At 65.6% G+C, this 26,498-nt stretch carries 28 protein-coding genes; 16 read left to right on the top strand and 12 right to left on the bottom strand.

Features of this window, described 5'->3' with window-relative positions:
- Window positions 1-28 precede the first annotated feature (28 nt).
- The 7 genes from crcB (at window position 29) to AC58EF_RS01630 (ending at window position 4,867) form a co-directional block, all read left to right on the top strand.
- Window positions 29-427, top strand: a complete 399-nt coding sequence (crcB, locus tag AC58EF_RS01600; RefSeq protein WP_497273933.1) for a fluoride efflux transporter CrcB — start codon at window positions 29-31, stop codon at window positions 425-427.
- Window positions 424-1,764, top strand: a complete 1,341-nt coding sequence (locus tag AC58EF_RS01605; protein ID WP_497273934.1) for an RluA family pseudouridine synthase — start codon at window positions 424-426, stop codon at window positions 1,762-1,764. The genes crcB and AC58EF_RS01605 overlap by 4 nt, the downstream gene beginning before the upstream one ends.
- A gap of 10 nt (window positions 1,765-1,774) precedes the next feature.
- Window positions 1,775-2,383, top strand: a complete 609-nt coding sequence (locus AC58EF_RS01610; RefSeq protein WP_497273936.1) for an FMN-binding negative transcriptional regulator — start codon at window positions 1,775-1,777, stop codon at window positions 2,381-2,383.
- On the top strand, window positions 2,380-3,039 hold the full coding sequence (locus AC58EF_RS01615; protein ID WP_497273937.1) for an HAD-IA family hydrolase: 660 nt from the start codon (window positions 2,380-2,382) through the stop codon (window positions 3,037-3,039). Before AC58EF_RS01610 ends, AC58EF_RS01615 begins: the two co-directional genes overlap by 4 nt.
- The gene (locus AC58EF_RS01620; protein WP_497273939.1) at window positions 3,036-3,296 is read left to right on the top strand and encodes a hypothetical protein; all 261 of its coding nucleotides are present in this window, start codon (window positions 3,036-3,038) and stop codon (window positions 3,294-3,296) included. The genes AC58EF_RS01615 and AC58EF_RS01620 overlap by 4 nt, the downstream gene beginning before the upstream one ends.
- Entirely contained in the window at window positions 3,293-3,988 is a 696-nt protein-coding gene (locus AC58EF_RS01625; protein ID WP_497273941.1) for an ATP12 family chaperone protein, read from the top strand. The genes AC58EF_RS01620 and AC58EF_RS01625 overlap by 4 nt, the downstream gene beginning before the upstream one ends.
- A gap of 78 nt (window positions 3,989-4,066) precedes the next feature.
- Window positions 4,067-4,867, top strand: coding sequence for a hypothetical protein (locus AC58EF_RS01630; RefSeq protein WP_497273942.1), 801 nt, complete (start codon window positions 4,067-4,069; stop codon window positions 4,865-4,867).
- Window positions 4,868-4,923: 56 nt separating this feature from the next.
- On the opposite strand, the gene AC58EF_RS01635 is transcribed toward AC58EF_RS01630, so the two are convergent.
- The 5 genes from AC58EF_RS01635 to AC58EF_RS01655 all read right to left on the bottom strand — a co-directional run bounded on the left by AC58EF_RS01635 (window position 4,924) and on the right by AC58EF_RS01655 (window position 9,402).
- The gene (locus AC58EF_RS01635; protein WP_497273944.1) at window positions 4,924-6,084 is read right to left on the bottom strand and encodes a mechanosensitive ion channel family protein; all 1,161 of its coding nucleotides are present in this window, start codon (window positions 6,082-6,084) and stop codon (window positions 4,924-4,926) included.
- Window positions 6,085-6,118: 34 nt separating this feature from the next.
- On the bottom strand, window positions 6,119-7,126 hold the full coding sequence (locus tag AC58EF_RS01640) for a DNA topoisomerase IB (protein WP_497273946.1): 1,008 nt from the start codon (window positions 7,124-7,126) through the stop codon (window positions 6,119-6,121).
- Window positions 7,127-7,203: 77 nt separating this feature from the next.
- The gene (locus tag AC58EF_RS01645) at window positions 7,204-7,911 is read right to left on the bottom strand and encodes a hypothetical protein (RefSeq protein WP_497273948.1); all 708 of its coding nucleotides are present in this window, start codon (window positions 7,909-7,911) and stop codon (window positions 7,204-7,206) included.
- Window positions 7,908-9,272: a putative O-glycosylation ligase, exosortase A system-associated gene (locus AC58EF_RS01650; protein WP_497273950.1), complete on the bottom strand. Its 1,365-nt coding sequence runs from the start codon at window positions 9,270-9,272 to the stop codon at window positions 7,908-7,910. The genes AC58EF_RS01645 and AC58EF_RS01650 overlap by 4 nt, the downstream gene beginning before the upstream one ends.
- A complete protein-coding gene (locus AC58EF_RS01655) occupies window positions 9,265-9,402 on the bottom strand; it encodes a hypothetical protein (RefSeq protein WP_497273952.1) in 138 nt (45 codons plus the stop codon). Before AC58EF_RS01655 ends, AC58EF_RS01650 begins: the two co-directional genes overlap by 8 nt.
- A 91-nt stretch (window positions 9,403-9,493) precedes the next feature.
- Here AC58EF_RS01655 and AC58EF_RS01660 point away from each other — a divergent pair, with 91 nt between their 5' ends.
- Both AC58EF_RS01660 and AC58EF_RS01665 read left to right on the top strand, forming a co-directional pair.
- Complete coding sequence (locus AC58EF_RS01660; RefSeq protein WP_497273953.1) at window positions 9,494-10,720, top strand: TIGR04063 family PEP-CTERM/XrtA system glycosyltransferase; 1,227 nt, start codon at window positions 9,494-9,496, stop codon at window positions 10,718-10,720.
- A 54-nt stretch (window positions 10,721-10,774) separates the two neighbouring features.
- On the top strand, window positions 10,775-11,716 hold the full coding sequence (locus AC58EF_RS01665) for a hypothetical protein (RefSeq protein ID WP_497273955.1): 942 nt from the start codon (window positions 10,775-10,777) through the stop codon (window positions 11,714-11,716).
- A 13-nt stretch (window positions 11,717-11,729) separates the two neighbouring features.
- Here the strand turns inward: AC58EF_RS01665 and AC58EF_RS01670 are convergent, their stop codons facing one another.
- Window positions 11,730-12,101 (bottom strand): hypothetical protein, encoded by a 372-nt coding sequence (locus AC58EF_RS01670; protein ID WP_497273956.1) that lies wholly within the window; start codon window positions 12,099-12,101, stop codon window positions 11,730-11,732.
- Window positions 12,098-12,286 (bottom strand): hypothetical protein, encoded by a 189-nt coding sequence (locus AC58EF_RS01675; RefSeq protein ID WP_497273958.1) that lies wholly within the window; start codon window positions 12,284-12,286, stop codon window positions 12,098-12,100. The genes AC58EF_RS01670 and AC58EF_RS01675 overlap by 4 nt, the downstream gene beginning before the upstream one ends.
- A 116-nt stretch (window positions 12,287-12,402) precedes the next feature.
- Between AC58EF_RS01675 and AC58EF_RS01680 the strand changes: the two genes are divergently transcribed.
- Both AC58EF_RS01680 and AC58EF_RS01685 read left to right on the top strand, forming a co-directional pair.
- On the top strand, window positions 12,403-13,074 hold the full coding sequence (locus AC58EF_RS01680; protein ID WP_497273959.1) for a S24 family peptidase: 672 nt from the start codon (window positions 12,403-12,405) through the stop codon (window positions 13,072-13,074).
- 86 nt (window positions 13,075-13,160) lie between these two features.
- Window positions 13,161-14,078, top strand: coding sequence for an XdhC family protein (locus tag AC58EF_RS01685; RefSeq protein WP_497273961.1), 918 nt, complete (start codon window positions 13,161-13,163; stop codon window positions 14,076-14,078).
- Between the two features lie 170 nt (window positions 14,079-14,248).
- Here AC58EF_RS01685 and AC58EF_RS01690 read toward each other — a convergent pair whose 3' ends face one another.
- Both AC58EF_RS01690 and AC58EF_RS01695 read right to left on the bottom strand, forming a co-directional pair.
- The gene (locus AC58EF_RS01690) at window positions 14,249-14,434 is read right to left on the bottom strand and encodes a YbdD/YjiX family protein (RefSeq protein ID WP_497273962.1); all 186 of its coding nucleotides are present in this window, start codon (window positions 14,432-14,434) and stop codon (window positions 14,249-14,251) included.
- Complete coding sequence (locus tag AC58EF_RS01695) at window positions 14,431-16,479, bottom strand: carbon starvation CstA family protein (protein ID WP_497273964.1); 2,049 nt, start codon at window positions 16,477-16,479, stop codon at window positions 14,431-14,433. The genes AC58EF_RS01690 and AC58EF_RS01695 overlap by 4 nt, the downstream gene beginning before the upstream one ends.
- A 131-nt stretch (window positions 16,480-16,610) precedes the next feature.
- Here AC58EF_RS01695 and AC58EF_RS01700 point away from each other — a divergent pair, with 131 nt between their 5' ends.
- Together AC58EF_RS01700 and AC58EF_RS01705 are read left to right on the top strand one after the other, a co-directional pair.
- Window positions 16,611-17,384: a nucleotidyltransferase family protein gene (locus tag AC58EF_RS01700; protein WP_497273965.1), complete on the top strand. Its 774-nt coding sequence runs from the start codon at window positions 16,611-16,613 to the stop codon at window positions 17,382-17,384.
- Window positions 17,368-18,099: a metallophosphoesterase family protein gene (locus AC58EF_RS01705; RefSeq protein ID WP_497273967.1), complete on the top strand. Its 732-nt coding sequence runs from the start codon at window positions 17,368-17,370 to the stop codon at window positions 18,097-18,099. Before AC58EF_RS01700 ends, AC58EF_RS01705 begins: the two co-directional genes overlap by 17 nt.
- A 99-nt stretch (window positions 18,100-18,198) precedes the next feature.
- Here AC58EF_RS01705 and AC58EF_RS01710 read toward each other — a convergent pair whose 3' ends face one another.
- Window positions 18,199-18,645, bottom strand: coding sequence for a pyridoxamine 5'-phosphate oxidase family protein (locus AC58EF_RS01710; protein ID WP_497273969.1), 447 nt, complete (start codon window positions 18,643-18,645; stop codon window positions 18,199-18,201).
- A 96-nt stretch (window positions 18,646-18,741) separates the two neighbouring features.
- On the opposite strand from AC58EF_RS01710, the gene AC58EF_RS01715 reads away from it, so the two are divergent.
- Together AC58EF_RS01715 and AC58EF_RS01720 are read left to right on the top strand one after the other, a co-directional pair.
- On the top strand, window positions 18,742-19,326 hold the full coding sequence (locus AC58EF_RS01715) for a 2'-5' RNA ligase family protein (RefSeq protein ID WP_497273971.1): 585 nt from the start codon (window positions 18,742-18,744) through the stop codon (window positions 19,324-19,326).
- 213 nt (window positions 19,327-19,539) lie between these two features.
- A complete protein-coding gene (locus AC58EF_RS01720) occupies window positions 19,540-21,849 on the top strand; it encodes a TonB-dependent receptor (protein WP_497273973.1) in 2,310 nt (769 codons plus the stop codon).
- A gap of 9 nt (window positions 21,850-21,858) precedes the next feature.
- On the opposite strand, the gene AC58EF_RS01725 is transcribed toward AC58EF_RS01720, so the two are convergent.
- Window positions 21,859-22,266 (bottom strand): endonuclease domain-containing protein, encoded by a 408-nt coding sequence (locus tag AC58EF_RS01725; RefSeq protein WP_497273974.1) that lies wholly within the window; start codon window positions 22,264-22,266, stop codon window positions 21,859-21,861.
- Window positions 22,267-22,338: 72 nt separating this feature from the next.
- Complete coding sequence (locus tag AC58EF_RS01730; RefSeq protein WP_497273975.1) at window positions 22,339-23,859, bottom strand: fumarate hydratase; 1,521 nt, start codon at window positions 23,857-23,859, stop codon at window positions 22,339-22,341.
- A 737-nt stretch (window positions 23,860-24,596) separates the two neighbouring features.
- Between AC58EF_RS01730 and AC58EF_RS01735 the strand changes: the two genes are divergently transcribed.
- A complete protein-coding gene (locus AC58EF_RS01735; protein WP_497274177.1) occupies window positions 24,597-26,495 on the top strand; it encodes a ribonucleoside-diphosphate reductase subunit alpha in 1,899 nt (632 codons plus the stop codon).
- Window positions 26,496-26,498: the final 3 nt, after the last annotated feature.

The following is a 26,498-nucleotide window of genomic DNA, read 5'->3' on the forward strand; positions in this document are numbered from 1 at the left end:
TTGGCGGATTCGCTATAGGGCGGATTGCATGACCAATATGTTTCTTGTGATGGGCGGCGGCGCGCTCGGCGCGGCGCTGCGCTATCAGCTGGGCCGCTTCGCCGGGCAGATGACGCCGGGCGCGGCCTGGCCCTGGGGCACCTTCGCCGCCAATCTGATCGGCGGTTTCGCCATGGGGCTGCTCGCCGGATGGCTGGCGCGGGGCAGCGCCCCAATCGGAACAGCGTCGGGTGAGCCGATCCGGCTGCTGCTGGGGGTGGGCGTGCTCGGTGGCTTCACCACCTTTTCCGCCTTCAGCCTGGAGACGATGCTGATGATCGAGCGCGGGCGGATCGCGCTTGCGTTGGGCTATGTGCTGGCGTCGGTGATCGGTGCGGTGGCGGCGCTGGCATTGGGGCTCCAGCTCGCGCGGAGTGTCGCGGCATGAAGGGGCGTCCTCCCGGCAGGGACGGCGCGCGTTCGCGCAGCGTTGGTGGCAAGCCTTCGGGCGGCCGCACTTCGGATCGCAAGCCGACCGGCGCGCCCGGTCGCGGCAAGCCATCCGGCCCGCGCAAGGGGGACGGGGAGAAGCCGGCCTTCAAGCCCAAAGCGCCGGCCGCGGCCAAGTCGGCTGCGGCTAGGCCCGCCGCGCCCAAGCCTGCGGCGGTCAAGGCCAACCCCGCCAAGGGCGTCTCGCTGGACGTGCGCCAGTTCCGGGTGAGGGCGGACGATGACGGCATCCGCCTCGACCGCTGGTTCCAGCGGCATCTGCCCGATGTGAGCTTCAATCTGGTGTCGCGCTGGTCGCGCACAGGCCAGCTGCGCGTCGACGGCGCGCGCGCCGCGCCGGGCGACCGCATCGCCGAAGGCCAGATGATCCGCGTTCCCCCCGCCGAGCAGAAGCCGGAGGCGGCCGAGAAACCCAGGCGCGTCCGCCTGATCGACCTGACCCCGGACGAGATCGCCTATGCGCAGGAGATGGTGATCCATCGCGACGCGCAGGCGATCGTCATCAACAAGCCGCCGGGCCTGGCGACGCAGGGCGGGACCAAGACCGACGAGCATGTCGACAAGCTGCTCGACGGCCTGCTGTTCGACGCGGAATCGCGCCCCAAGCTGGTCCATCGGCTGGACAAGGACACGTCGGGGGCGCTGCTGCTGGCGCGCACCAGCCGCTCCGCCGCCCATTTCGCCAAGGCTTTCTCCAGCCGAACGGCCCGGAAAGTCTATTGGGCGCTGGTCATGGGCGTCCCCTCGATCGAGGACGGCATGATCGAACTGCCGCTCGCCAAGCAGCCGGGCACCGGCGGCGAGAAGATGCATGTGGACGAGGAGGAAGGCCTGCCCGCCCGTTCGCGCTATCGCGTGATCGAGCGCGCGGGCAACCGCGCCGCCTGGGTCGAGCTGCAACCCTATACCGGCCGCACCCACCAGTTGCGGGTCCATATGGCGGCGATCGGGCATCCGATCGTGGGCGACGGCAAATATGGCGGGAAGGAAGCCTTTCTGTCCGGCACGATCAGCCGCAAGATGCACCTGCACGCCCGCCGCATCCGGGTCGACCATCCCGATGGCGGACGGGTCGACGTGACGGCGCAACTGCCCACGCATTTCGCCAACAGCCTCACCGACCTCGGCTTCGACCTCAGCCTGGGGGACCTGCCGCTGGACGATGAGATCGACCGCACCCCGACCCGCGAGGATGAAAAGAAGGCCGCGCGCCAGCACGCCAAGCAGATCCGCAAGGGCCGCAAGGGCGAACGCCGCGCGCGCGGGTCGCGCTGAGGGGTAGCGGGTGCATCCCGATCCCAAATTCCGCTGGCGGGATGAGGGTGAACTGCGCGCCTTCGTCGCCGCCCGACGGTTCGGTATGCTCTTCGCGCAGACAGCGGACGGACCGGCGGTGGCGCATGTGCCGGCGGTCTGGCTGGACGAACGGCGGATCGGCTTTCACCTGTCGCGGGGCAACCGGCTGGCGGCCCATATCGACGGGGCGCGGGCGTTGTTCGTGGTGAACGGGCCGCATGGCTATGTCAGCCCGGACTGGTATGGGCTGGAGGATCAGGTGCCGACCTGGAACTATGTCGCCGCCGAACTGGAGGGCGACGTGCAAGCGCTGCCGGTCGAGGCGCTGCCCGGCCTGATCGACGCTCTGTCGCTTGACAGCGAGGCGCGGCTGGCGCCCAAATCGGTCTGGACCCGGAACAAAATGGCGCCCGGCCTGTTCGATCGGATGACGGGGGCAATCATCGGCTATCAGATGACCGTCACGGATTGGCGCGGCACACGGAAGCTGGGCCAGAATAAGCCGGCGGCCGCGCGCGCCGCGGCGGCTGACGGAATGGCGGCGGCAGGTGAACAGCCCATTGCCGCCCTGATGCGGGGGGCATTGGACGGCGGATGAGCAATCACCTTGTGGTTTTCGACTGTGACGGGACGCTGGTGGACAGCCAGCACAGCATCTGCACCGCCATGGTGCGCGCCTTTGAGGAGGCGAAGCTGACCCCGCCCGAGCGGCTGATGATCCTCTCGGTGGTGGGATTGTCGCTTCCGGTCGCGATGGCGCGGCTGCTGCCGGAAGCGGAGAGCGATTTCCACGATCATCTGGCCGATCGCTACAAGAGCGCCTTTCACGCCTTGCGTCAGGAAAATGCGGTGTCGGAACCGCTCTATCCCGGCATCGCCGATCTGGTGCATGAACTGGATGCGGCCGGCTGGCTGCTGGGCGTGGCGACCGGCAAGTCCGACCGCGGCCTCCATCTCTGCCTTACCCATCATGGCATCGTCGACCGGTTCGTGACGTTGCAGACCGCCGACCGGCATCCGTCCAAGCCTCATCCCTCGATGCTCCAGACCGCCATGGTCGAAGCGGGCGCGGTCCCCGAAACCACGGTGATGATCGGCGACACCAGCTTCGACATCGACATGGGGCTGGCGGCGGGCGCACGCACCATCGGCGTCGGCTGGGGCTATCACGCACCGGCCGAGCTGGTCGCGGCGGGCGCCCATGCGGTGGCGATGGACAGTTTGGAATTGCGCGGCCATATCGGCGCGCCATGAACCAGCTTCCTCCGCCACCTCCGCCGGCCGACCCCGACAAGGTCGCGCGCCAGCGTTATTTCGCCATCGGCCTGTTCCGCCTGTCGGGCGCCTTCATCGTCATGTTCGGTTTCCTCGCCATCATGCAGCGGTTCGATTGGGTGCAGGGCGACAAGGCGAAGGCGTTCGGCGCGATCATGGTCGTCACCGGCCTGTTCCAGTTCATCGTCGTTCCGCGCCTGCTGCTGGCGCTGTTTCGCCAGAGGCCGCCGCAATGAAGCGTTTCTACAAAAATGTGACGATCGTGCAGGCCGAAGGCGGCTTCGCGATCCAGCTTGACGGACGACCGGTGCGCACTCCCGCCCGCGCCTTGCTGGCGCTGCCGACACAGGCGCTGGCCGATGCGGTCGCGGCCGAATGGCGGGCGCAGGGCGAGACGATCGATCCCGCCGCCATGCCGATGACCGGCCTTGCCAATGCCGCGATCGATCATGTCGCGACCAACAAGGCGGACTTCGCCGCCGGGGTGGCGCGCTATGCGCAGAGCGACCTGCTCTGCTACCGCGCCGATGGCCCCGATACGCTGGTCGCGCGACAGGCGGCGGCGTGGGACCCGCTGCTCGATTGGGCGCGCGCGCGCTATGACGTGACCTTCGCCGTAACGCAGGGGATCATCCCGGTCGCGCAACCGGATGAAACGGTGGCCCGACTGGAGGCGGCGGTGGCGGCGCTCGATCCCTTCACCCTATGCGGTCTGTCGACGCTGGTGACATTGAGCGGATCGCTGGTCTGCGGGCTGGCGCTGATCGAGGGCGGCCATGAGCGCGACGCCATCTGGCAGGCGGTCGAGATCGACGAAGCCTGGCAGGTCGAACAATGGGGAGAGGATGCCGAAGCGTCCGCGCGGGCAGCCCACCGCCGCGCGGAATTTTCCATGGCCGGAGCCTTTTGCGCGATGAGCCGAATATGAAAGATCGGGAACCGGGTTATTCCTTCGTTCATTGAAAGAGTTGGGCCGCGCGAAATTCACGTCGGAGCGACTTTTTCGATGCAACCATGCAAGGAGACCCTGACATTGGCTCAATTTGCCAAGTTTTTTCTGATAACTGTGTCGGCGCCGCTGGCGCTTGCCGCGCCCGCGCTGGCGCAGCAAGCCCCAGCCCCCCAGAGCGCCCCCCCGAGCGCTCCAGCCGAAGCGCCCCCCGCTGAAGCCCCCCCCGCCGCCAGGGAAATGACCCCGGATCAGATCGCCGCCTTCAACCAGGCGGTGACGGACTTCACTGCGGGGCAGAGCGCGCAGCAGAGTGGCGACAATGCCGGCGCGGTCGCCAAATATGATGTGGCGCTCCCCGCCATCCGCACCGCCGTGGAGGTCGATCCCACCAAGATCGACAATGTGAACTTCCTCGCCAACGCCCTTTATGCCGATGCCGCCGCCTATGGCGCGCTGGGCCAGATGGACAAGGTGATCGCGCTTTATGGCGAATCGCTGCCGCACTGGCGCAAGGTGGTGGAGGCGAAGCCGACCGATATGGCCAGCCGCAACATCCTCGCCGGCATCCTGATCCAGTTGGGCAATCAGAAACTGGGCGCGAGCGACACCAACGGGGCGGACCCCTATTATCAGGAGGCGCTACCCCTGGCGCGCAAGTCGGTCGCTGAGCAGCCGGCCGACGCGGTCAGCAAGAATATCCTGCTGTCCGCCCTGATCGGCGCCAGCCAGACATCCATGACGGAAGGGCTGCGCGACGAGGCGATCAACATGGGCAAGGCGATGACGGCCGACGGCACGATCGACGCGACGAACAAGCCCTCGATCGCGGCGCTGACCGGCGCGAATGCAGGGTAAGGTCGACCTTTGATGCAAGGGGACCGGGCCGGGGCGATGCTCCGGCCCTTGTGATGTCACCCCTCCGCCCGTCGGACTGGCTGCACATCGGCATAGGGCATGATCATCCGTCCGTCGGGCGCGGCGGTGAAGGTCGTCTGGGTGGGGTAGGCGAATTCGATGCCGCGCTGGTTGAACTGGCGCAATATGGCGAGGCCGATCTTGTGCCGTATCACATAGATGGCGTCCCAGTCGGGCAGGTAGACGTCGAATTCCAGTTCGAAATCCAGGCTCGACGCGCCGAAGCCGATGAAACCCGACCGCACGAAGCGGCCGCCCAGATCGTCGACGATCAGCTTCAATATGTCGGGGATCTGCTCGGCCATATCGGGCGGGGTCTGGTAGATGACGCCGATCGCGAACTTGATGCGGCGATGATCGAGCACGAGATAGGATGTGATTTCCTTCTGCAGCAGATTGGCGTTGGAAATCACCTTCTTCTCGCCCGTCACCGCGCGCAGGCGGGTGGATTTGAGGCCGATCTTCTCCACCGTGGCGGTAGTGGTGTCGTAGGTGATCGTCTCGCCCCGCCGAAAGGGCTTGTCGAAGATGATCGACAGCGCGGCGAACAGGTCAGAGAAGATGCCCTGCGCCGCCAGGCCGATGGCGATGCCACCGATGCCGAGGCCCGCGACCAGGCCGGTGACGTTGACGCCCAAATTGTCGAGCACCACGACGGCGGCGATGGCGAACAGCGCGAAGCTGACCAGCACGCGGATGAGGCCCATGGCGTTGGCCAGCGTCTCGCCCCCGCCATCCTCCGCCAGCGTCTTGCGCTCGATCAGGCCCAGGATGATCTCCCGTGCCCAGATTGCCGCTTGCAGCACGGTGGCGATGGTGAAGAGGAAAGTGACGGTCCTGGCCAGCGCGGCGGGCGCATCGGCATAGCCGACCACCAGCTGCGCCGACACGAGCAGCATGAAATAATGGGTGGTGCGCGCCGCCGCGCGGCCCAGCACATTGGTATAGCCGAGCGGATCGCCGCGCTGCCCCCGGTGCCGCTTGCCCAGTTCGCGCAGCGCGGCCAGCGCGAGATAGATGATCGTCGCCGCGCCGATGGCGATCAGGATCTGCACATAGTGGAGCTGGAACCAGGCGATGGTGGAATGCCACATTTCGCGCAGGTTCGGGGGCGTCACATGGATGTCGGGAAGCGTGGGGTCTTTCTTGTCGGCCATGCCTGTCCTGTTCTGGGGGAATAGCGTGAAGGGATCAGGCCGCCGCTGCAAGCGGGGCGCAATCGGCGATACTGTCGAGGAAGGCGATCAGGCCGCGCTCCTCGCGCGAAAGATAGCGGGTCCGGCGCGGCAGGCGAAGCCCTTTGCGCCATTCATCCTGTCCGTCGCGGCAAAGCGCGATCAGGGCGGGATGGATGTAGCTCTTGCGGCTGATGGCGGGGGTGTTGCCCAGCGCCTGCGCCACCGGGGCGATCATCTCCTTGAGCGACACATGAGCCGTCGCGAGCGCTTCGAAGGCGATGGTCGACGCGCCCCAGGTGCGGAAATGCTTGGCAGTGAAGGGCGCCCCCATGGCGTCGGCGATATAGGCGTTGACGTCGCTGGAGCAGATCGGCCGCGCCTCCCCATCCTCGTCCAGATATTGGAAGAGATGCTGGCCGGGCAGATCCTGCACCTGGCGCACGAAGCGCAGCAGGCGGCTGTCGGTCACGGTCAGCTGATGCTGCTTGCCCGACTTGGCGCGGTAGCGCAGCGTCAGCGACCTGCCGTTGAGATCGAGATGGCGGCGGCGCAAGGTGGTCGCGCCGAAGCTCCTGTTGGTGGTGGCATAATGTTCATTGCCGACGCGCAGCTTGGCAAGGTCGAGCAGGCGGACGACGGCGGCGACGGTGCGATCCTTGCGCAGGCCGCGTTTCGACAGGTCGGCCTCCAGCCGCTCACGCAATTTGGGCAGCGCGCGGCCGAAATCGGGGCAGCCGGCATATTTTTCCGCCTCCCGCGCGGCGCGGAAGTCGGGATGATAGCGATATTGTTTGCGGCCCCGGTCGTCATAGCCGGTCGCCTGGATATGGCCGAAGGGCGAAGGGCAGAACCAGCAGTCGCGATAGGCGGGCGGCAGCGCGACGGCGTTCAGCCGGTCGATCTCGTCCCGGTCGGTGATGCGGTTGCCATCTGCGTCATGATAGGCCCAGCCGCGCTTCAGCGCACGCCGCGTGATGCCGGGGATGCTGTCGTCCGCATGGACGATGGAGGGTTGGGCCATATTTTCCTTCTCATGGCGCAAACCCCCGGTTCATCGCTTCGTTCCTAAACGGCGCCCCTGTCCACGCCTTCATGTCTTCAGGACAGCGGCGTGCGAAGCGCGGCCGGCCGAAGCCTGATCGGCGGGGCGTCCAGGCGCCAGGGAAGCGGCCGGCGGCGCAGCGCCGACAGATGCGCCAGCCCCCATGCCGCACAGACGGTGGCGACCGGCGCGGCGAAGGGCAGGGCGGCGGGCAGGAGCAGCGGCGTCAGCGCCGCCGTCGCGCCGCCCCCCAGCGCCAGCGCCAGCGCGCGCGGCTCGCCGTCCGGCCCGCGCATCCAGACGAGGCAGGCGGTGAGCCCGGCGGCGAAGCAGAGCAGCGCCCGCACCAGACCCGGCTCGCTCACCCCCGCGGCGATCAGCAGCAGGGCCAGTACGCCGGCGCTGATGGGCAGGCGGCTGCGGCCGAGCAGCAGCGTGCCAAGCGGATAGGCCGCGCCTTCGCACAGCAGGGCGGCGAACAGGATCGATCCCGCCTGCCCGCTGTCGCCCGCGATCAGCGCGACCACCGCCGTCGCGCCCCAGCGCAGCAGCCGGGCGGGCGCCATCCTGATGTGGCTGATCCAGTCCTTTGCATCCCCGCGCAGCGCGAAACGGCGGTCGGCGAGGCGCAGATGGAAACCGGCAAGGACGAACAGAGCCTCGATCCCCCAGGACGGCATGGCGGGCGTCACCAGCGGCGAGGCAAGCAGCAACCCCAGCAGCAGGCCATGGGCCAGGCCCAGCGCGCGCAATTCCCCGCTCATGCCGGCAATCCCCGCTGCACCGCGAGCGTCGCGGCGAGGCTCCTGCGCGCCGCCTCCTTGCGCTTGCGGGTGAGATAGGTGTCCAGCCCGATCTGAAGCGCGAGCATCATGAAGATGAAGGGTTGATAGGCGATGCCCACAAACAGCGACCCGATCATGTAGATGATATGTCCTTGTTGCAGCGCCACCGCGAAGGGCGCGATCCAGGCTTCATCGGGTCCGTCGCGCTTCCGATACATGCGGCGGATCGATTCGGTGCGGATGAAGCAGATGAGGTGGAGCAGCGCCCAGATGGCGAAGCCGAAATAGCCCTGTTCGCCCAGCAGCTCGAAATAGGCGCTGTGATAGGCGCGGCCCTTGTCGGTGACGAGCCGCCGCTCGATCCGGGTGCCGCCGCCGTCGGTGACGGTGCTCTGGGCGAAATAGGTGAAGCTGTTCTGGAGATAATTGTCGAAGCCGCCGCCGCCAGGATGCTGCTTCACATAATCGAGCGTCCACATCCACACGGCGACGCGGGTGGAGGCGCTTTCGTCGCCCTGGTGATTCTCGATCGTTTGCATCCGCTGGGTGAAGCTGGCGGGCAGGAAGGGGATGGCGGCGAGCGCGGCGAAGGCCATCAGCGGGCCGTAGACGAACTTGCGCTTCGACCGCATCAGCATCATCCCCGCCAGGATGACGAGGCAGACGAGGCCCGTGCGCGCCTCCGTCCCCACCGGCATCAACATGCAGGCGAGGCAGAGGCAGTAGCAGAAAAGCTTCACCTTCCAGTCGCGTGGGAAGATGGTGCCGTGATGGGCAACCCAGAGGATCAGCGGTATGAGCGCGATGGCGACGCAGCTGATGATGCTGCCTTCATACAGGCCGCTGTTATTGTCGACCATCAGGTTGAGCACGCCATAGCCGCCGCCCGACAGCGCGGTCTTCAGGCCGCCGTTGATGATGATGGTGCTGGCGCACAGGATCATGAAAACGGCCAGCGCCTCGATCCGCAGGCGCGTGCGCAGGACCAGCGGCAGGAAGACGCCGGCGATGATCGCCTTCCACACCCAGTTCCATTTGGTCAGCGCCTCGACCGGGAAGTCGGCGGTCATGGTGGTGTAGCCGCACCAGGCGACGAGAAGGAGCATCAATCCCTGCCGCGCGGAAAACCGGCAGTCCTTCTTGTCGTCCACCAGCAGCCAGGCGCCGACCATCGCGGCGAAGGCGATGAAGGAAATGGGGATGGAGTTGAGCAGGAAATAGGAGAGGCGCTGGGGCGAGACGATATCGATATAGGCATAGACCGCGACCAGCAGGAACGGCCGGCGGAAACCCATCAGGAAGAAGAGGCCGAGAAAGGCGACGAAGAAGAGGTCACGCATCGCGGTGCGGCTCCGCCGTTTCCGCAGCTTGCGAATCGGGATCGCGATCAAGGTCCGCACGCGACAGCAGCCGCCAGGCAGCCAGCAGGATCGCGCCATGGCTGATCAGCAGGGACAGGGTGTCGATCATCGTGAGAGAAGGATAAAGCTGGGCACGGTCCTCTTCCTAGCGCGACAGAGTTGACGGGCCGTTAAACCTTTTGGCGCACACAGGGCGTGTCATGACTCGCATTCTTCATGTGCTGGACCACAGCCTCCCGATGCACAGCGGTTATACGTTCCGCACAAGGGCGATATTGCGTGCGCAGATCGCCAAGGGCTGGGAAGTGCGCGGCATTACCGGCCGCCGCCACGGCGCGGGCGGGCCGCCGCTGGAAATGGTGGACGGCCTGACCTTCCACCGCACGCCGGGGGAGTCGGCGAAGGGCAATGCGGTGCTGCGCGAATGGCGCGACATTTCGGCCCATGCCGATGCGATCGACGCGCTGGCGCGGCAATGGCGGCCCGACGTGATCCACGCCCATTCGCCGGTGCTGAACGCCATCGCCGCGCAGCGTGTGGCGAAGCGTCACGGCATTCCCCTGATCTACGAGATTCGCGCCTTCTGGGAGGATGCGGCGGTGGGCAATGGCACGGGGACGCAAGGCAGCCCGCGCTATTGGCTGACGCGGCAGCTGGAAACCCGCGCGGTACGCCATGCCGATGCGGTGGCGGTGATTTGCGAGGGGCTGCGCGGCGACCTGATTGCGCGCGGCATCGACCCGGCGAAGATCATCGTGTCGCCCAATGGCGTCGACCTGGAACAGTTCGGCGTGCCCGTGCCGCGCGATCCCGCGCTGACCGCCAGGCTGGGCCTGGAGGGCGCCGACGTGGTGGGCTTCATCGGCAGCTTCTACGATTATGAGGGGCTGGACGATCTGATCGCCGCCATGCCGCGACTCGTGCGCGCCCGGCCCAGCGCGAAGCTGCTGCTGGTCGGCGGCGGGCCGATGGAGCAGGCGCTGCGCGATCAGGCGCGGGCTTCGCCTTTCACCGACCATATCGTCTTCGTCGGGCGGGTGCCGCATGATCAGGTCGAAAATTATTATGCGCAGGTCGACGTGCTGGCCTATCCTCGCAAGGCGATGCGGCTGACCGATCTGGTGACGCCCTTGAAGCCGCTGGAAGCGATGGCGCAGGGCCGGCTGGTCGCCGCGTCGAGCGTCGGCGGGCATCGCGAACTGATCGAGGATGGCGTCACCGGCTCCTTGTTCGCGCCCGACGATCCGGCGGCGATCGCGCAAGCGCTGGAGGCATTGTTTGCCGATCGAAGCGGCTGGGACCAACGCCGCGCTGTCGCGCGCGCCTTCGTCGAACGCGATCGTAACTGGTCGTCAAACATTTTGCGTTACGAACCTGTTTACCAGCGGCTGTTGGCGCGCGCCGTCCGGGCGCGGGCGGCGGCCTGAACCAGAGCGAAGGTCGAGCTATTGACAGGCCCTCGGATCGGACGCGGCGCGATAATGGCGGGGCTGGCCGGCGCCGCCGCCGCCGCCGCGCTGATCGCGACTCCGGTCGGGCTGCTGGAGACGATCGTGGCGTCGAGCGGCCTCAGCGAGGCGCTGCCGGCCGCCGCGCCGCCGCTGGGGTTGACGGCGCGGCTGTCGATGGCCGGCTTTGCCGGGCTGCTGGCGGTGGGATTGGTAAGCATATTGCGCCGCGATTCGGCGCGCGAAAACGAAGAGATTGAAGACGAGGGGCGCGACGATCGCGCCCAGGGAGCAAGAAAAATGGGTTTCGCCTTCTCCAAGTTGACTGCCCTGGCGCGGGGGCGCGCCACGCCCCTGATCGAAACCGAAGCGCCGGTGCTGCGTCGGGCCGACGCGCACCCGGACGCGCCGCCGCGTCCGCCCATCTTTGCCAGCCGCGATTTCGACGGCGTCGAGATTTTCGCGCGACGCGAAGCGGGCCGTCGTCCGCTGGTCGTCCATAGCGAGCCGGAACCCGAATCGGTCCGGCCCGCCCCCGGCTTCGCTGCACCTCCTGCGCCGGGGGAGCAGGAGGTGCAGCCGCAACCGGCCTTCCTGCGGCCGGCCATCGCCGAACCGACGGCCGAATCGGTCGCGGAATCGGCCCCAGAATCGGCCGACGCGCCGGTGGATGAAGCCCGGACATATTTCGACGCGCCCGAAGATGCAGGGGAGGACGCCGAACCCTTCGCGCCGGAGACGCCGAGGCCGCTCCCCCTGCCGACCCATGGCCTGTCGATCGCACAGCTGACCGATCGGCTGGAACGCGGCCTTGCCTCGCGCCGGCGCAGCCTGTCGGGTCGTTCCACCGGGGTCCTGGCCGACATGCCGGTCGCAGCGCGCGTGCCGGTGCGCGAGTCGGTCGCGCCCGACGCGGACGAGGCGCTGCGTGCGGCGCTGGGCGCGTTGCGCGCCATGACGGCCCGCCCGCGCTGACAGATCGCTTGCCTCACCAGTCGCATATCGTCAGCGCCGACAGCTCGATCCAGAGATTGTCGGTTTCTTCCCCCTGCGCGTCGACGCAGATGTCGGCGACGAAATGGTGAGGCAAGGTCCACTCCGCTTCTTCCAGCCCCTGGGCCAGCAGCGCGCGGCGCGCAGGCGCATCCTCCCCTTCCAGCTTCAGCCGGATGACATGGCGGCGGCCTTCGAACAGGGCGCTGGCCCAGGGACGGCTGGTGGCCCGTTCGATCGCGGTCGGCCCGCCGGCGCGCGCGACCAGCTGGGCCAGCAGCCGGGGCAGCGGATCGGCTGAGCGATTTCCTATTGCATGGGAATGGACGAGATTCGTCCGCGCGAAAAGGGGATCCATGCTTGTCATTGGCCGGCGCTCCTGCAATAAGTGTTCATGAAATGTTCTATTCTTCTCTGCACGCGTGGGCCCGGCTCGCGGCCGTTACGCAGGTCGAAGACCAGCCGTGGATCGCGCGCGCATTCGCGGCCGAACCTGGTGGGGGGCATGGCATGTCGGCGCAGGAATTTTTCGATCGTCACCAGCAGAGGCATCGGTTCACTTCTCCCCGTTCGATGCGACTCGCTCGCTGCGAGTCGATAGGTATATTCCTATCTCAACCTCGATTTCCTACTTGTCTAGGAAAAATCTTATCGGTAATGGATTGGATATGGATGAATCGCAGAACGCCCGGACCGCGCTGGATCGGCTGATCGCCGACCGGGGCGAGAATTATGCCGATCTGTCGCGGCTGATCGGTCGCAACCCGGCCTATATCCAGCAGTTCATCAAGCGCGGCACGCCTCGCAAGCTGGACGAGGACGACCGGCGGGTGCTGGCGCGCTATTTCGGCGTGGCCGAAACGATGCTGGGCGGCGGCGCGTCGGCCGAAGCCGCGCCGCCGCCGCGCCTGCGCGCCGCGCCCGCCGTCGTCGCCGTGCCCCGTCTAGCTCTGGGGGCGTCGGCGGGCGGCGGCACGCTGGACGAGGATGAGCGGGCGGCGGGCGTGATGGCGTTCGACGCGCGCTGGCTGCGGCATCTGGGCGTCCGGCCGCAGCGCGTGTCGATCATCCGGGTGGACGGCGAATCGATGGCCCCGACCCTCAGCGACGGCGACGACATCATGGTCGACCATGATGATGACGCGCAGCGGCTGCGCGACGGCGTCTATGTGCTGCGGCTCGACGGGGTGCTGATGGTCAAGCGGATCGCCATGGGGCCGCTGCGCGGGCGGTTCAGCGTAGTCAGCGACAATCCCCATTATCCGGACTGGACCGATATCGATCCCGCGCTGGTGGACATTGTCGGGCGCGTGGTCTGGACCGGTCGCCGCTTGAATTGAGCGCATGGCCTCCCCATTGCCGTCATGCGGATGTTCCCGGCCGCGCCGTGCGCGGGACAGCCGGGACGGCATGAAGGAGTTATGTGGTGAACGACAATGGCGCGGTGATCCGCAAGGCGATCGCATGGCGTGGCGCGCCGATGGCGCTGGCGACGGTCATTTCCACCTGGGGATCGGCGCCCCGTCCGCGCGGCAGCCATATGCTGGTCCATCAGGACGGCCGGCTGGAGGGCAGCATTTCGGGCGGCTGCGTCGAGACGGACGTGTTGCAGCGCGCCGCCGAGGTGATTGCGGGGCGCCCTGCCCATGTCCAGCGCTATGGCGTGGCCGATGGCGACGCCTGGGAGGTGGGGCTGCCCTGCGGCGGTGAGATTGCCGTGCTGGTCCAGCCGGTGGACGACAGCGGCTTTGCGCCGGGCCTGTTCGATCGCATCCTGACCGAAAGCGGAAAGGGGCGGGCGCTGACCCTGTCCACCGACCTGGAGAGCGGCATGACGCGGGAGGGTACGGAGGAAGGTGCGTTCCTCAACCGTTATGATCCGCCGCGCCGGTTGCTGATCGTGGGCGCGGTGCAGATCGCCCAGTCCCTCGTGCCGCTGGCGCAGGCGATCGGCGTGACGCCGGTGGTGATCGATCCGCGCGGACGCTTCCTGACGCAGGAGCGCTTCCCCGGCGTGGAACTGGACGATCGTTGGCCCGACGAGGCGGTCGGGAGGCGCCTGCCCGGCGAATCGACCGCGGTCGTGACCTTGAGCCACGACATCAAGATCGATGATCCGGCGCTGGCGGCCGCCTTACGCGCGCCGACCGGCTATGTTGCGGCCTTGGGATCGCGGCGCAGCCACGCGGCGCGGCTGGACCGGCTGGGGGCGATGGGCTTCGATGCGGCGCAGCTGGCGCGGATCGACGGGCCGGCGGGACTGGACATCGGCGCAGTGGGGCCGGCGGAGATCGCCCTGTCGATCGCGGCGGGGATGATCGCGGGCTTCAACGCCGGGGCGTGAATGGAATGCCCCCTGCCGCAAGGGTGGGGCAGAGGGCATATCCCCAGGCTGTCGGGCACCAAGGACGGGCGGCCCGTATCAGAGCCACGAGAAACGGCAATACCCAAAAAGGGGGTAATCTAAATTTTTCATTCGTAAAATTGCAATATCTTGTAATAATATTGCAAAAATCAGCAGCAGCGTCCGCCATTTTTCCCGCCATAACGGGCTTCCTGCCGGTTTCGGAAAAACTGGGTGCGATCCATCACCGGTCGGTCGGGATGATGGTCGGCCATGTGGCGCAGATAGGCGTCATAATCGGACATGCCAACCATCAATCGCGCGGTGCGGCGCAGCGTGTCGAACAGGCCGCTCATTCGGCCGGCACCAGTTGGGCGGGGATTTCGCGCGCGGTGGGCGCCGCGATCCGGCGCGCGGCGAGGCAGGTCTTCACCGTGAAGAAAAGGATCGACAGCACCACCGCCAGGAACAGCGCCACCAGCGCGGCGTCGATCCGGTCGTTGAAGATGATGCGCTGCATCTCCGCCATCGACTTGGCGGGGCCGAGTATCTCACCCGCATCCGCCGCCGCGCTGAATTTCGCGGCATGGGCCAGGAAGCCGACCTTGGGATCGGCGGAGAAGAGCTTGAGCCAGCCCGCCGACAGGGTGCAGACCAACAACCAGGCGGTCGGAACCAGCGTCACCCAGGCGAACCTGTCCTGCTTCATGCGGAAGAGGACGGTGGTGCCCAGCATCAGCGCGATCGCCGCCAGCATCTGGTTGGAAATGCCGAACACCGGCCAGAGCGTGTTCACCCCGCCCAGCGGATCGGTGACGCCCTGATAGAGGAAGAAGCCCCAGGCCGCGACGCAGAGCGCCGTGGCGACGATGCCGGGGACATGGCTTTTCGTCTCCTTGAAGGCGGGGACGGCGAGCGCGATCAGATCCTGCAACATGAAGCGCCCGGCGCGGGTGCCGGCATCGACCGCGGTCAGGATGAATAAAGCCTCGAACAGGATGGCGAAATGATACCAGAAGGCCTTCATCGCCGGGCCGCCCACGACATGGCTGAAGATTTCCGCCATCGCCACCGCCAGCGTCGGCGCGCCGCCCGCGCGGCTGATGATCGTATGTTCGCCGACATCCTTGGCCGTCTGGGTGATAAGGTCGGGCGAGATGGGGAAACCCATAGCGGTGACGGCGGCTGAAGCGCTGGCGGCGTCGGTGCCGATCAGCGCGGCCGGGCTGTTCATGGTGAAATAGACGCCGGGGTCCAGGATCGACGCGCCGACCAGCGCCATGATCGCCACGAAGGCCTCCATCAGCATTGCGCCATAGCCGATCAGCGGCGCATGGGCTTCGCTGGCGATCAGCTTGGGCGTGGTGCCGCTGGCAATGAGCGCGTGGAAGCCCGACACCGCCCCGCAGGCGATGGTGATGAACAGGAAGGGAAAGAGGCCGCCCGACCAGACCGGGCCGTTGCCGCCGACGAACTGGGTGACGGCGTGCATCTTGAGCGGCGGGGCCATGATGACGATGCCGACGGCCAGCGCCGCGATCGCGCCGATCTTGAGGAAGGTCGAGAGGTAATCGCGCGGCGCAAGCAGCAGCCAGACCGGCAGAACGGAAGCGACCGCGCCATAGCCGATCAATATCCAGCATAGCTGGACGGGGGTGAAGGTGAAGGCCGGACCCCAGACCGGCGATTGCGCGATCGCCTGCCCATAGACGATCGCCGCGAGCAGGCCGACCAGGCCCAGGATCGATACTTCGCCGATCCGGCCGGGCCTGATCCAGCGGGTATAGACGCCCATCGCCATGGCCAGCGGCACGGTGGCGGCGACGGTGAACATGCCCCAGGGACTTTCGGCCAAGGCCTTGACCACGATCAGCGCCAGCACGGCGAGGATGATGACCATGATCATGAAGGCGCCGAACAGGGCGATCGTGCCCGCGAGCTGGCCCATCTCCATGCGGATCAACTCGCCCAGCGACTTGCCGTCACGCCGCATGGAGATGAACAGCACCATGAAATCCTGCACCGCGCCGGCCAGCACCACGCCGAAGATGATCCAGAGCGTGCCGGGCAGATAGCCCATCTGCGCCGCCAGCACAGGTCCCACCAGCGGCCCCGCGCCGGCGATCGCCGCGAAATGATGGCCGAACAACACGGTGCGGTCGGTCGCGACATAGTCCAGGCCATCGGCGCGGCGCAGCGCCGGGGTCGGCCGCGCCGGATCGAGCCGCATGACATGGCGGGCGATGAAAAGGGCGTAATAGCGATAGGCGACCAGGAAGCAGCTGACCGCCGCGACCACGATCCAGAGCGCGTTCACCGTCTCGCCGCGCGACACCGCGACCATGGTGAGAGCGATCGCGCCGATGATGGCTGTCAAAATCCAGGGAATATGCCGGGTCACGCCGCCTCGCCGCTATAGGGGGATAGTGGAGCGCACCCTAAGCCCCCGCGCCCGAAAGACAACCGTCCGGGTGGCGGAACGGAAGCGGCGGCCGCCCGTTCCCCTTTCCCCACCCGACGAAGGTGCCCTCCATGACCTGCGACCCCGCCGCCTTCGATCCGCCGCCGGAGGCGAAGCAATTCTATGCCGACAGTCTGGCGGAGCTGGTCGCGTCGGGCATCCCCTTCATGTTGTCGGGCACCTATGCGCTGGGCTGCCATACTGGGATCGTGCGGCCGACCAAGGATCTCGACGTCTTCTGCAAGGCCGGCGACGCGCCGCGCATCCTGGCCCATTTCAAGCATCTGGGCCATGAGGTGGAGTTTGAGGACGAACGCTGGATCGGCAAGGTCTGGAAGGACGGCAATTTCTTCGACGTCATCTACAATATCTCGTCCGCCAGCCTGCCGGTGACGGAGGAATGGTTCCGCGACGTGTTCCATGCCGAAGTCTATGGCACCCGCGTCCGCATCACGCCGCCGACCGAATTTATCCTGTCCAAGCTCTTCATCCAGGATCGCTACCGTTATGACGGCGCGGATGTCGCGCACATGATCCTGAAACAGCATGAGGCGATCGACTGGCAGCGGCTGCTCGACGCGATGGAGCTGCACTGGGAGTTGCTGCTGATCCACCTGCTCAATTTCCGCTTCATCTATCCGACCGAGCGCCACTGCATCCCGCTCTGGCTGTTCGAGGAATTATTGGGCCGGCTGGAAACCCGCGCCGAACTGCCGGTGCCCAAGATTCGCGTCTGCCGGGGGCGGCTGCTGTCCCCGCGCGACTATCTGGTCGACATCACCGAATGGGGTTTCGCCGATGTCGTCGGAAAGGGGCTGGAGGAAAGCCATGACCGCAACAAGTGAAGGCGGCCTGACGGTCGCCGCGATCGGCGACCTGCATGTGACGGATCAGTCGGAACATAAATATCGCGCCATGTTCGCCGAGATTTCGGAGAAGGCGGACATTCTGGCCCTGTGCGGCGACCTCACCAATTTCGGCAAGACGCGCGAGGCCGAGATATTGGCCGAGGATTTGCACGCCTGCACCATCCCCACGGTCGCGGTGCTGGGCAATCACGATCATGAATGCGGCCAGCCGGAGGAGGTGGCGCGCATCCTCCATGGCGCGGGCGTCACCGTGCTGGACGAGCAGGCGGTGGAGATAAGGGGCGTCGGTTTCGCCGGGGTGAAGGGCTTTGTCGGCGGCTTCGGCCGGGGCGAGCTGGGCGCGTTCGGCGAGCCGGCGATCAAGTCTTTCGTCGAGGAATCGATTAACGAGGCGCGCAAGCTGGAAAATGCGCTGCGCACGCTGCGCACCGACCGGGTCGTGGCGGTGCTGCATTATGCGCCCATCCCAGAAACCGTGGCGGGCGAGCCGCAGGAGATATTCCCCTTCCTGGGTTCCTCGCGGCTGGCCGACGCGATCGACCGCTTCGACAATGTCCGTTTCGCCGTCCATGGCCATGCCCATCGCGGCGCCTTCGAAGGCAGGACGCGGCGCGGCGTGCCGGTCTATAATTGCGCGCAGTTCGTCGTGTCCGAACGGTTCGGCAGGCCCTATGCGCTGATCGCGGTATGAAGCCCTGATTGATCGCGCGCCGGGCGGAGTCGATCCCGCAGCCGGCCCGGAGCGGCCGCCCGTTCGGCAATGACGCGCAGTCGTCCGGCCTGCGCGCGATCAATGCATCACGTCGATCTCAAGCTCGCCCTCATCCTCGCCGTCCCAATAATGGGCGCGCTCGGCATGGATGTGGATCATCACCAGCCCCGGCGTGTCGGCGCCCTGCGCGAACCAGTGCTCCAGCTCGGGGTTCCAATGTTCGGCAAACAATGTGCGGTCGCGGATCAGGTCGGCGCGGCCTTCCAGCGCGATGAACAGCGGACGCTGGCCGAACAGGCCGCTCCTGCCGTGAAAGGACAGGCTGACCCGTGGGTCGCGCTCTATGTCCTTCACCATCAGCGTGTCTTCCGTGGTGAAATAATAGCTGTCGCCGCCATGGGCGACGTCATGATCGTTGCTCATGGGGCGGGCGCCGATATTCCCGTCCTCAGTATGGGTGGACAGCATGGCGAAATCGATATGTCGCATCTTTTCGGTCAGGCTGGCGATCGTGTGCTGCACCATATGTCTCCTTTCCTACTCTTGCTGCGCGCCTAACGCAGGATAAGGCCTCATGGTTTCCGGCCGGCGGATTCGACTCCGGCGCAATAAGAACATATCATGAACAAGTTCACCGAGTCGGAGGAATTCCCCATGCATATCAGGACCCGGCCGCTCTATCGCCTGTTCTTCGCCTTGAAGCCACCACCAGTCGTCGCGCGGCAGATCGATCATTTCGCCGAGTGCCTCGATCGGCGCGCGCAGCGCATCCGGCCCGACCATCAGCACGTGACGCTGGGCATCACCGCCGACTGGCCCGATTATCCCTATGAACGGATCAAGGCCCTGCGTCGCGCGGCCGCGGGCATCATGGCCGAGCCGTTCGATCTGCTGCTCGACCGGCTGAGCATGGGTGGCCGATCGGCGGCGCTGCGCCCTTCGCATAGCATCGCCGCGCTGAAACAGTTGCAACAACAGGTCGCCGACGCGATGCGGCGGGCCGATGTGACGCCACGCCCGGACTGGAGCTTCAGTCCGCACCAGACCCTCTTCTACCGCGACGGACCGCCCGACCAGCGGCCGATCGATGGTTTCGGCTGGCGGGTGGAGGAACTGGTGCTGATATGCAGCCATGTCGGCCGCACCCGGCACGAATTGATCGGCAGTTGGCCGCTCCAGGGCAGCGCGCAATATGATTTGTTCTGATGGGGGGCAAACATGCCGGGCATTGCTTGCCCGCATGTCCTGATGTTGCTGCTTTGTCACGGTTGGCAACATATTGCAGATGCGAACCCGCGCATCCGGCGGCTTGTCACCATGCCGCCACAAATCGGCTCTAGCCGCTGCATCATCCCGGACGCGGGGGTGCAGGGGCGCCGGCGTTCTGGTCGCAAATCAACAGATTATCGGGGAATTATCTTGTCCAAACTTTCCTTCGGACGGTCGGCGCTGCTGCTGACCTCGGCTCTGGGCGCGCTGGCCGTGACCGGCGCGGCCCATGCCCAGGACGCCGGACTCAATGCAGGCGCCAGCGCCGATGACGGCGCGTTGGGCGAAATCGTCGTTACCGCCGAACGCCGCTCGGAAAATCTCCAGAAGGTGCCGCTCTCGGTCGGCGTCGTGCAGGGCGATGCGTTGCGCAATCTGACCGCCGGCGGCGGCGACATCCTCGAACTCGCCGCCCGCGTCCCCGGCCTCTATGCCGAAACCACCACCGGCCGCATCTTCCCGCGCTTCTACATTCGCGGCCTCGGCAATATCGACTTCTATCTCGGCGCGTCGCAGCCGGTGTCGATCATCCAGGACGACGTCGTCCTTGAGCATGTCGTGCTGAAGTCGAACCCCGTGTTCGACGTCAACCAGGTGGAAGTGCTGCGCGGCCCGCAGGGTTCGCTGTTCGGCCGCAACACCACGGCGGGCATCATCAAGTTCGACACGAACCGCCCGACCATGGACTGGCAGGGCCGCGCCCAGGCCAGTTATGGCAGCTACAACACGGTGACCTTCGACGGCGGCATCGGCGGCCCGATCGTCGCGGACAAGCTCGCCTTCCGCGTTTCCGCCCTCTACCAGCATCGCGACGACTGGGTCGACAATGTCTATAGCGGCCCCAGCGCCGACGGCACCGTCAGCCCGAAGAAGGACGCGATGGGCGGCTATAATGAGAAGGACGCGCGCCTTCAGCTGCTGATGACGCCGACCGAGAATGTGTCGATGCTGACCAGCGTCCATGCGCGCGACTATGACGGCACCTCGACCATCTTCCACCGCGGCGGCCTGGTGAAGGGCAGCAACAGCGTCTCGGCCGAACCCCGATCGAAGATCGCCCTCGACGAGGCGCATAATAATCCGCAGGCCTACAAGACCTATGGCGCGTCGGAAAATATCGCGATCGACATGGGGCCGGTCACGCTGACCTCGATCACCGCCTATGAAACCACCTCGGGTTACAGCCGTGGCGACACGGACGGCGGCGCGGGCGCCGACTATCCGGTGAACGGGGTCGCCAACGGCTATGGCCAGAGCCAGGGCAATGTCCGCGACCTCGACCAGTTGACCCAGGAAGTCCGCCTCGCCAGCAATGGTGACAGCGCCTTCAAATGGCAAGTCGGCGGCATGTATTTCGACAGCCGCGACACCACCGACTTCTACCAGCGCGCCTATTTCCTGACCGGCACGGCGAACAACCCCAATAACTGGGTGCGCCTGCGCAACAAGAATGAAAGCTGGGGCCTGTTCGGTCAAGCCAGCTATGAAGTCGTCTCCGGCTTCACCATCACCGCGGGCGGCCGCTATACCAAGGATACGAAGGAAACCCGTCTGGTCCGCGCCACCGCCAACGTGGCGGGCGTCTCGACCTACACGGGGCGCCGCTATGTGAAGCTGACCGGCAAGGAACCGAGCTGGGACGTCAGCGCCCTCTATGAAGTGACCCCCGAAGTCAGCCTCTACGCCCGCGTCGCGCGCGGCTTCCGTGGCCCGACCATTCAGGGCCGCTCGGCGGTGTTCAACAGCGACTTCACCACGGCGGATTCGGAAACGATCATGTCCTATGAAGGCGGCATCAAGACGAACCTGCTGAACAACCGCGTCCGCTTCAACCTGTCGGGCTTCGCCTGGAAGGTGAAGGACATTCAGCTAAACGGCAATGACGTGAACGGCAATGGCGTGTTGTTCAACGCCGACGCGGCCAAGGCCTATGGCCTGGAAGCCGACCTCGAAGCGCGCCCGTTCGAGAATTTCACTCTGTCGGCCGGCCTCAGCCTGCTGCACACCGAAATCAACGACAAGAATGTCTATGCGCAGGTCTGCACGCTGAACGGCGTGGTGGTCTGCACCGTTGAGGATCCGACCGTCACCAACGCGCGCGGCGTCTTCGCCCAGATCGACGGCAACCCGCTGCCCAATGCGCCGAAATATACGGCCAACATCGCCGCCCGCTACGATGTGCCGCTGGGCAATGGCGGCAAGATCTTCGCGGCGACCGACTGGAACATCCAGGGCTATACCAACTTCGTCCTCTACAAGACGAAGGAGTTCTACTCGAAGGGCGACTTCGAGGGCGGCCTGAAGATCGGCTACACCGCGCCCGACGGCGCCTATGAGATCGCGGCCTTCGCCCGCAACATCACCGGCGAAAAGAATATGAAGGGCGTGATCGAAAACTATATGGCGCCGGTCTTCAACGAACCCCGCATCATAGGCGTGTCGCTGAGCGGCAAGCTGTAAAATAAAGTCCTAATCCTCCCCATCGTCGGATGGGGAGGGGGACCGCTCGCGTAGCGAGTGGTGGAGGGGAAGCGCGCAACAATGGTGTAGGATATGCACCGTCACATTGTCGAAATCCCTCAGAACATCCACGGCCTTGATCCTGAGAACGCGGATGCCTTGCGCCTGCAACCATGTGTCACGCCGCACATCATGCGTGACCTGCGTGGCGTCATCATGCCCCGTCCCATCCACCTCAATGGCGAGCCGTGCCGAAGCGCAGTAAAAGTCCAGCACATATGGTCCGGCCGGATGCTGCCGCCGGAACTTCAATCCCTGCGGCCGTCCCCTCAACCATTGCCATAACGCCACTTCGGGCGGCGAAAGCGCCCGCCGCAACGCACGCGCCTTCTCAACCGTATCTCTTCTCGGCGGCATCGCATTTCCCCTCCACCACCAGCTTCGCTGGCGGTCCCCCTCCCCATCTTGCGATGGGGAGGATTAAGCGGATCACGCCCCTTCGAGCAGCTTCTCTTTCTTGATCTTCTCCTGCCACACCAGCGGGGCGAGGCGGTGGACATTCTGGCCTTCGCTGTCGACGGCCACGGTGACGGGCATGTCCTCCACGGTGAATTCGTAGATCGCTTCCATGCCCAGATCCGCAAAGCCCACGACCCTGGCTTCCTTGATCGCCCGCGCGACCAGATAGGCCGCGCCGCCGACCGCCATCAGATAGGCGCTCTTGTGCTGGGCGATGCTGTCGGTCGCGGCCGGACCGCGCTCGGCCTTGCCGACGCAGGCGGCCAGGCCCTGTTCCAGCATCATGTCCATGAACTTGTCCATGCGCGTCGCGGTCGTCGGGCCGGCCGGGCCGACCACTTCGTCGCGCACCGGATCGACCGGACCGACATAGTAAATGACGCGGCCCTTGAAATCGACCGGCAGTTCCTCGCCCTTGGCCAGCATGTCGGCGATCCGCTTGTGCGCCGCGTCGCGCCCGGTCAGCATCTTGCCGTTGAGCAGCAGCCGGTCGCCATGCTTCCAGCTCTGCACGACCTGCGGCGTCAGCGTATCGAGATCGACGCGGATCGCTTCCTTGCTGGGCTTCCAGTCGACCTGCGGCCATTCGGACAGTTTGGGCGCCTCCAGATAGGCCGGACCCGACCCGTCCAGCGTGAAATGCGCATGGCGGGTCGCCGCGCAGTTCGGGATCATCGCCACCGGCTTGCCCGCCGCGTGACAGGGATAGTCATATATCTTGACGTCCAGCACGGTCGAAAGCCCGCCCAGGCCCTGCGCGCCGATGCCCAGCGCATTCACCTTGTCGAAAATCTCGATCCGCATCCGCTCGATATCATTCTGCGGCCCGCGCGCTTTCAGTTCACCCATGTCGATGGGTTCCATCAGGCTTTCCTTGGCCAGCGCCACCGCCTTTTCCGCCGTGCCGCCGATGCCGATGCCCAGCATCCCCGGCGGGCACCAGCCGGCGCCCATCTGCGGCACCATCTCCAGCACCCAGTCGACGATCGAATCGCTGGGGTTCATCATCTTGAACTTGGTCTTGTTTTCCGAGCCGCCGCCCTTGGCCGCGACGTCGACGATCACCTTGTCGCCCGGCACCATCTCGACATTCAGCACGCAGGGCGTGTTGTCCTTGGTGTTCTGGCGCGAAAAGGCCGGGTCCTTCAGGATCGACGCGCGCAGCCGGTTTTCGGGGTTGAGGTAGGCGCGGCGCACGCCCTCGTCGATCACCTCCTGCATGGAACGGCTGTTGTCGTCCAGGCGGCAGTCCATGCCCCACTTCACGAAGACGTTGACGATGCCGGTGTCCTGGCAGATCGGGCGATGCCCTTCGGCGCACATGCGGCTGTTGGTCAGGATCTGGGCGATGGCGTCCTTGGCCGCCGGATTGGCCTCCGCGTCATAGGCTTTGCCCAGCGCGCGGATATAATCCATCGGATGATAATAGCTGATGAACTGGAGCGCGTCGGCGACGCTCTCGATCAAATCGGCGGTCTTGATGACGGTCATCTACCCAAAGTCCCTTGTCTGCGGCCCGCCTCTGCACGGCGGGTCTTAGCAGGGGCGGCTATAGGCTTTTGGACCTGCGAGTCCAGTAGCGGCGACCTGCCCCACCCGCCTCCCTTGCACATCGATTGGGGAGGGGGCGGTCGTCCTTCTCCCGAAAGAATCGCCAATGGATTCGCGTGCGGGATTCGGATGCCTTGTCATGGAGATAAAGGGCTGACGGACCGTTTCGCCATGCAACGACCAGTCGCCCGAACAGCATCTTGTGTTACCCTTTTCTGACGGCCTCACGCATTTGCGTGACAAGCCCCAATTTATTTTTTCTCCGTCATCCTCCCCCTTGCCTTTTTCGGACCACAGGAAAGTCCATGCGTCGCTGCGATGCGGCGTGGCGCGCCAGCGATGAAGTGAATCGGATCAGCGGCGAACGGAGTCGCCGAAACGTCATTTACCCCCTTGCGTGTAAAACAGGCTGTGGCACTATCCCTTGTATCGGGTTAACGGGGGTTCCCCAACAGATTGTGATCACGCCACTGGATGCTTATCTGGTGCGGGGGTGTTTTTGTCCCCGCGATCTCCTCGGTTGGGCCCATTTCCGTGCCCGTGCGGGTCGGTTCATGCTAGGATGCGCGCTTGTTTGGCGCCCGGCTTGACCGAATCGAACGGAACAGGAACATCGGGGACTCGCAATGGATTTTCGGGATAGTGGACAGACAGGTGCTGGCGACGTGGCGACGGTGATGGACGAAGTGTTGGAAACAGCGATCGAGACGAACAAGCCGGCGCCCGCCAAGGCGGCCGAGCCTGTTTCCTCCGACCCGGTCTCTTCTTCGACGGTGCTGGAGCGCCGGTTCGAGGTGACGACGGATGCGTCGCGCGACGCGCTGCTGACCGAATTCGGCAAGGAAACGCTGAACGACCGCTATCTGCTGCCCGGCGAATCCTATCAGGATCTCTTCGCGCGCGTCGCCGCCGCCTATGCCGACGATGCGCCCCATGCCCAGCGCGTCTATGACTATATCTCGAAGCTGTGGTTCATGCCGGCGACGCCCGTCCTGTCGAACGGCGGCACCGGACGCGGCCTGCCGATCAGCTGCTATCTGAACTCGGTGGACGACAGCCTGGAAGGCATCGTCAACACCTGGAACGAGAATGTCTGGCTCGCTTCGCGCGGCGGCGGCATCGGCACCTATTGGGGCAATGTGCGCGGCATCGGCGAGCCCGTCGGCCTCAACGGCAAGACCAGCGGCATCATCCCCTTCGTCCGCGTGATGGACAGCCTGACGCTGGCGATCAGCCAGGGGTCGCTGCGCCGCGGTTCGGCCGCCTGCTATCTCGACATCTCCCACCCGGAGATCGAGGAGTTCCTCGAAATCCGCAAGACGTCCGGCGACTTCAACCGCAAGGCGCTCAACCTGCACCATGGCGTGCTGCTGACCGACGAGTTCATGGAGGCCGTCCGCGACGGCGCCGAATTCAACCTGCGCAGCCCCAAGGACCAGTCGGTGCGCGGCACCGTCAACGCCCGCGCCCTGTTCCAGAAGCTGGTCGAGGTGCGCCTCGCCACCGGCGAACCCTATATCGTCTTCAACGATACCGTGAACCGGATGATGCCCAAGCATCACCGCGATCTGGGGCTGAAGGTCTCGACCTCCAACCTCTGTTCGGAAATCACCCTGCCGACGGGTCGCGACCATCTCGGCAATGATCGCACGGCGGTCTGCTGCCTGTCGTCGATGAACCTCGAAACCTGGGACGAGTGGAAGGATCACCCGACCTTCGCGGAAGACATTATGCGCTTCCTCGACAATGTGCTTCAGGACTATATCGACCGCGCCCCGCCGGAAATGGCCCGCGCCAAATATAGCGCCAGCCGCGAACGCTCGGTGGGGCTGGGCGTCATGGGCTTCCACAGCTTCCTCCAGGCGCGCAACATCCCCTTCGAGGGCGCGATGGCCAAGTCGTGGAACCTGCGCATCTTCAAGCATATCAACGCCAAGGTGAACGAGGCGTCGATGATGCTGGCGCAGGAGCGCGGCCCGTGCCCCGACGCCGCCGATCAGGGTGTGATGGAACGCTTCAGCTGCAAGATGGCGATCGCGCCCACCGCGTCGATCAGCATCATCTGCGGCGGCGCATCGGCCTGCATCGAGCCGATCCCGGCCAACATCTACACCCACAAGACGCTGTCGGGCAGCTTCGCGGTCAAGAATCCCTACCTCGAAAAGCTGCTGGTCGCCAAGGCGAAGGACAGCAGCGCCGTGTGGAACTCGATCCTGGAAAAGGGCGGTTCGGTCCAGCATCTCGACTTCCTGACGCAGGAAGAAAAGGATGTGTTCAAGACCAGCTTCGAAATCGACCAGCGCTGGCTGCTCGAACTCGCGGCCGATCGCACCCCCTATATCGATCAGGCGCAGTCGCTGAACCTGTTCATCCCGGCCGATGTTGAAAAATGGGATCTGCTCATGCTCCATTTCCGCGCCTGGGAACTGGGCATCAAGTCGCTTTATTATCTGCGGTCCAAGTCGGTCCAGCGCGCGGGCTTCGCCGGCGGCGTGGAAGCCGACAACACGATCGACGCCCCCAAGTTCGAAATTGGCGAGACGACCGACTATGACGAGTGCCTCGCCTGCCAGTAAGCA

It is taken from the genome of Sphingobium sp. WR1, from assembly GCF_059693745.1.